The sequence below is a fragment of the Aquitalea palustris genome, assembly GCF_003693445.1.
Lineage (GTDB): Bacteria > Pseudomonadota > Gammaproteobacteria > Burkholderiales > Chromobacteriaceae > Aquitalea > Aquitalea palustris.
In genome coordinates this window covers 1-4,991 of record NZ_RFAR01000077.1, presented here as the reverse complement: position 1 = coordinate 4,991, position 4,991 = coordinate 1, and the positions used below count along the sequence as shown (strand labels likewise).

The window sequence follows — 4,991 nt, the reverse complement described above, 5'->3', positions numbered from 1 at the left end:
GCAAGGAGGCGCAACGCAGGAGCGGGGGTTTTGTCAGCCGCGCTTAGCAGCCGCTGTCCTGCAGGCGCTGGCTGACGGTGCGGCACAGCCAGTCTACCGAGCGGGCGGCGCGGCTGGCCACGCTGTGCGCGTCTTGCGTCAGGAATTCGTCATTGGCCACTTCAAAGGCGTAATTGCCCTGATAACCGGCCATCTCCAGCCGTACCAGCATGTCCACCAGCGCCATGCTGTGCACGCCCTCGCCGGGGAAGGAACGCTGGTGACGCGAGATGTGCACCATTTCTTCCAGCAGTGGCAGGTAGTCGCTCATGGCGTCGGACAATTGCACCAGAAACAGCTTGTGCATGGGGATGCGGTACAAATCGTCCAGCGGAATGCCACGGGCAAACAGGTGGAAGCTGTCCAGTACCAGGCCTACGTTCTGCCGGTTCACCATTTCCACCACCTGCCAGGCCACATGGTAGTCGTGCACATAGCGGCCCCAGGCCAGCGGCTCGAAACCGATACGGATACCCAAGGGCGTAGCCAGTGTGGAGAGCAGGCGCAGATGGGCGGCGGTGGTTTCCAGATCGCCCGCCGCATTGGGCGAGGTGGTGGCCGATACCACCAGTAATTCGGCCCCCACCTGCTGCATCATACGCATCATGGTTTTGGCCAGGTCGATCTTGTATTCCAGAAAGCGGCCGCTCATGCCTTCGAAGTCGCGCAGCGCCTCGAAGCCGATGACTTTCATGCCGCTGTGGCGCACGGTGCGTACGGTTTGCGCCAGGCCACCTTCCGGCTCGCTCATCAGGTCTTGCGCCCACAGCGTCAGCTGGGAGAAACCAGCGGCGGACATGGCCTGCAATTTGTCCTGCAGGCTGCCCTGCAAGGGGGCGGTGTCGATGGCAAAACGTCTGGCGTCCATTTCAGTTCCCCTCGGCTTGTCGGATGGCGAAGCCCAGCAAAGTGGCATGTTCCAGCTGGAATACCAGCTGTTGCCCGTCCTGCTCCTGCCGCAGTGACAGGCCCTGCTGCTGCAAGTGTTGGAGGGTATGGTCCAGCTTGATGCTGCTGAGCGTGACCGCGGTCAGGCCCTCACTGAGCGCGCCTTCCAGCTGTGTGGCCTGTAGCAGCAGGCGGATCTTGCCGCAGGGGCTGTACAGCACGCCGCTGCGGTCGGGCTGTTCTTCCCCCGCCACAAAACCAAACAGGTGCTGGTAGAAGTCCTGCCAGTCGCTGATGCGTTCGCCAGGTACGCTCTGCGTCAGCTGCCAGATACTGTCCAGGCTGGCATGCTCGTTTTCTTCCTTTGCCGGCAGAGGCAGGAAATCGACATCGTAAATCGAGTGCTCGCCGTAGCGATCCACCAGATAAAGCAGCGAACCACCCACACCCTGAAACGCCGGAATGTGCAGTTCCATGACGCCGCTGCCCATGTCCACTTCCCATGCCCCCAGCTCACGTGCACGCAGGGTGGCGGCACGGGCATCCTTCACCCGCAGGGCAATGGCGCAAATGCTAGGGCCACGCTGTTGCGCATAGTGCTGGGCAAAGCTGTCCGGTTCGGCATTGACGATGAAGTTGATGTCGCCCTGCCGGTACAGCAACACTTGCTTGGAGCGATGCCGGGCGGTGCAGCGAAAGCCCATGGCCCGCAGCAGCTGGCCCAGGGCGTCCGGATCGGAGGTGGCAAATTCGACGAACTCGATGCCGTCCGTACCCATGGGATTGGGCAGGGGCGTAAAGGGAAGGGTGTCGGACATGGGGAACCTGTCTGGTAAGGGCTGCGGGTTCAGGGGGAGTCAGTTCAGTCGGTCAGCCGGGCAAAGTGCTGGGCCATGCGCTGGGCATCCGGTGTCAGACCGCTGAACAGGCGGAATGCGCCCGCAGCCTGGTACACCACCATGCCCCCGCCATTCATGGTAGCGCAGCCCAAGGCATTTGCGGCCTTGAGCAGGGCGGTTTCGCGCGGGAAATAAATCACGTCGGCCACCCACAGTGCCGGGTGCAGCCATTCCACCGGCAGCGGCAGGCCGGGGTGGCCTTGCATGCCGATGGGTGTGGCCTGGATAAGGCCGTCAGCCGCCGCCAGTGCCTTAGCCACATCGTCGGCCACTACTACCCGTTGCTCACCAAAACGCTGGTTCAGTCGCGCGGCCAGTGCGCTGGCGCGGGCGGGATCGGCATCGTGCAGGGTCAGTTGCTGGCAACCCAGGGTGAGGATGGCATGGGCCACCGCCGCACCCGCACCACCTGCGCCCAGTTGTACCACGTGCTCGAGCCGCGCCTGCGGCCACTGCTGCTGGAAGGACTGGGCAAAACCCCACCAGTCGGTGTTGTGGCCGATGCGTTTGCCCTCGCGAAACTGCACGGTATTTACCGCGCCGATGGCGGCCGCGTCATCGGACAGGCTGTCCAGACAGTCCAGCACCGTCTGCTTGAACGGATGGGTGATGTTGCAGCCGGCATAGCCGACGGCCTGCATGGCGGCCAGCAAGGTGGAGAGCTGCCCTGTGCTGGTATCCAGCGGCAGGTCGTGTAATTGATACAGGCAGCGCAGGCCCTGCTGGCGGGCTTCTTCTTCGTGCAACTGTGGCGAGCGCGAGCCCTGGATGCTTTGGCCGATCAGGCCCAGCAGCAGCGCGCGGGCAGTGGATGTGGATGCAGGCATGTGTTGGTCTTTTTGTTGGATTGCCGTGGCTGGCGGCATGCACCTCGCACACTGTGCGGGCAGCATGCGGGATGGCGGGAATAGGGAAACGCTCTGGTGCAGTGAAAATTTTCACGCTAAGATTGAAATGTACCTGTTGGTACGAAATATGTAAACCGGCAGCATCGCCAGCCGCGGACTCAGACCCAGAGCGGTGCGCCGCCAGCGCCAGTTTCTCCATTGAGGATGACCACCATGCAACACTGTATTGCCACCGTTTCTCTGAGCGGAACCCTACCCGAGAAACTGGAGGCGATTGCCGCTGCCGGCTTTCAGGGCGTAGAAATCTTTGAAAACGACCTGCTGTATTTCGACGGCTCGCCACGTGACGTACGCCGCCTGTGTCAGGAGCTGGGTTTGCAGATCATGCTGTTCCAGCCCTTCCGCGACTTCGAAGGCTGCCGCCGCGACCGGCTGCAACACAATCTGGAACGGGCCGAACGCAAGTTCGAGCTGATGCACGAGCTGGGTACCGACCGCATTCTGGTGTGCAGCAATGTGCAGCCGGATGTGATTCGCGATAACGCGGTGCTTGCCGACGACCTGCACCAGCTGGCCGAGCTGGCGGCCAAGCACGAAGTGCTGGTGGGTTACGAGGCGCTGGCCTGGGGCCAGCATGTGAACTCCTACCGCCAGGTATGGGACATCGTCAAAACGGTGGACCACCCCAATCTGGGGGTGATTCTGGACAGCTTCCACACGCTGTCGATCAAGGACGACCTGTCGCGCCTGCCGGAGATTCCGGGCGACAAGATCGTATTCCTGCAACTGGCCGACGCGCCCATCCTCAATATGGACGTGCTGGAGTGGAGCCGCCATTTCCGCTGCTTCCCCGGTCAGGGCGAGTTTGACCTGCCGGCTTTCCTGGGGCCCATCCTGCAAAGCGGCTACCAGGGCCCGCTGAGTCTGGAAATCTTCAACGACGGTTTCCGCGCCGCCCCCACTGGCGGTACCGCTGCCGATGGCCGCCGTGGCCTGCTGTATCTGGAAGAAGTCACCCGCGCCCGGCTGTCTGCCAGTGCCGAGCCGACAGCCGCTGCCGTGTTGCCGCAGCTGTTTGTACCGGCGGCGCAGCCACAGTACAGCGGCGTGGAGTTTCTGGAATTCGCCGTGGACGAGGCCGCCGCCAGCCGTCTGGCGCGCTGGTTCGGCAAGCTGGGTTTTGCCCACGCCGGCCAGCACAAGTCCAAGAGCGTCAACCTGTACCGCCAGGGTGATATCAACCTGATCCTGAACTCCGAGCCGGATTCCTTCGCCAACGCCTTCTTCGTGGCGCATGGCCCGTCCTTGTGTGCGTCCGCCTTCCGGGTGAATGACAGTGCCCAGGCCTTGCAGCGTGCCAAGCAGTATCGCGCCCGCTCCTTTGAAAGCCGTGTCGGCCCCAATGAGCGCCAAATCCCGGCTGTGCGCGCGCCGGATGGCAGCCTGCAATATCTGGTAGACCCGGGTACGGACGGCAGCAGCATTTACCAGTCCGACTTCGACATGCTGCCGGGGGCCGAGGCCAAGCCGGGCCTGCTCAGCAGCATCGACCATTTCGCGCTGGGCCTGCCGGCGGAATCCATGGATGCCTGGATGCTGTTCTTCCGCGCCGTGTATGGCTTCCAGGCCGAAAACGAACACGTGCTGCCCGACCCGTACGGACTGGTGAAAAGCCGCGTGCTGCACAGCCCGGATGGCAGCATCCGCATTCCGCTCAATATTTCGGAAAACCGCAATACCGCCATTGCCCGCTCGGTTTCCACCTATCGTGGCTCCGGCGTGCAGCACATTGCCTTTGCCACCGACGACATCTTTGCCGCCGTGGCGGCTGCGCGGGACAGCGGCGTGCCCTTGCTGGAGATTCCACGCAATTACTACGACGACCTGGCAGCGCGCTTCGATCTGCCGGATGCGTTTGTCGCCAGCCTGGCGGCGGCCAACATCCTGTACGACCGCGATGCCCAGGGCGGTGAAATGCTGCATGTGTACACCGCCCAGTTTGAAGATCGCTTCTTCTTTGAACTGCTGCAACGGCGGTCTGGTTACCAGCAATACGGCGCTGCCAATGTGGCAGTGCGCCTGGCCGCCCAGGCGCAGTCGCGTGCCCGGCAGAGTGCGCGCAGCAACTGGTATGACTGATATCACCGGGCCGGGCTGATTGGCCGCCTGTCAGTCAGTAAAAGGGACACCCTGTGGTGTCCCTTTTCAGGCTGCTGACAAAGTTATTTGGTGCGCTTGTACTGGACCCGGCAAAGCCGGGCCTTTCGACTAAGTGATTGCTTCCGCAGCCTTCCCATCTATTCCCAATCCCCCCGCC

General features: G+C 62.7%; 4 protein-coding genes. 1 reads left to right on the top strand and 3 read right to left on the bottom strand.

Annotated elements, in window-relative coordinates:
* Positions 1 to 43 precede the first annotated feature (43 nt).
* The 3 genes from EAY64_RS16855 to EAY64_RS16845 are packed head-to-tail and all read right to left on the bottom strand — an operon-like array spanning position 44 to position 2,653.
* Positions 44 to 907, bottom strand: coding sequence for a sugar phosphate isomerase/epimerase family protein (locus EAY64_RS16855; protein ID WP_103525902.1), 864 nt, complete (start codon positions 905 to 907; stop codon positions 44 to 46).
* 1 nt (position 908) lies between these two features.
* On the bottom strand, positions 909 to 1,745 hold the full coding sequence (locus EAY64_RS16850; RefSeq protein WP_103525901.1) for a 4-hydroxyphenylpyruvate dioxygenase family protein: 837 nt from the start codon (positions 1,743 to 1,745) through the stop codon (positions 909 to 911).
* A 44-nt stretch (positions 1,746 to 1,789) separates the two neighbouring features.
* Complete coding sequence (locus tag EAY64_RS16845; protein WP_103525900.1) at positions 1,790 to 2,653, bottom strand: shikimate dehydrogenase; 864 nt, start codon at positions 2,651 to 2,653, stop codon at positions 1,790 to 1,792.
* 234 nt (positions 2,654 to 2,887) lie between these two features.
* On the opposite strand from EAY64_RS16845, the gene EAY64_RS16840 reads away from it, so the two are divergent.
* Positions 2,888 to 4,813, top strand: coding sequence for a bifunctional sugar phosphate isomerase/epimerase/4-hydroxyphenylpyruvate dioxygenase family protein (locus EAY64_RS16840; protein ID WP_103525903.1), 1,926 nt, complete (start codon positions 2,888 to 2,890; stop codon positions 4,811 to 4,813).
* Positions 4,814 to 4,991 lie beyond the last annotated feature (178 nt).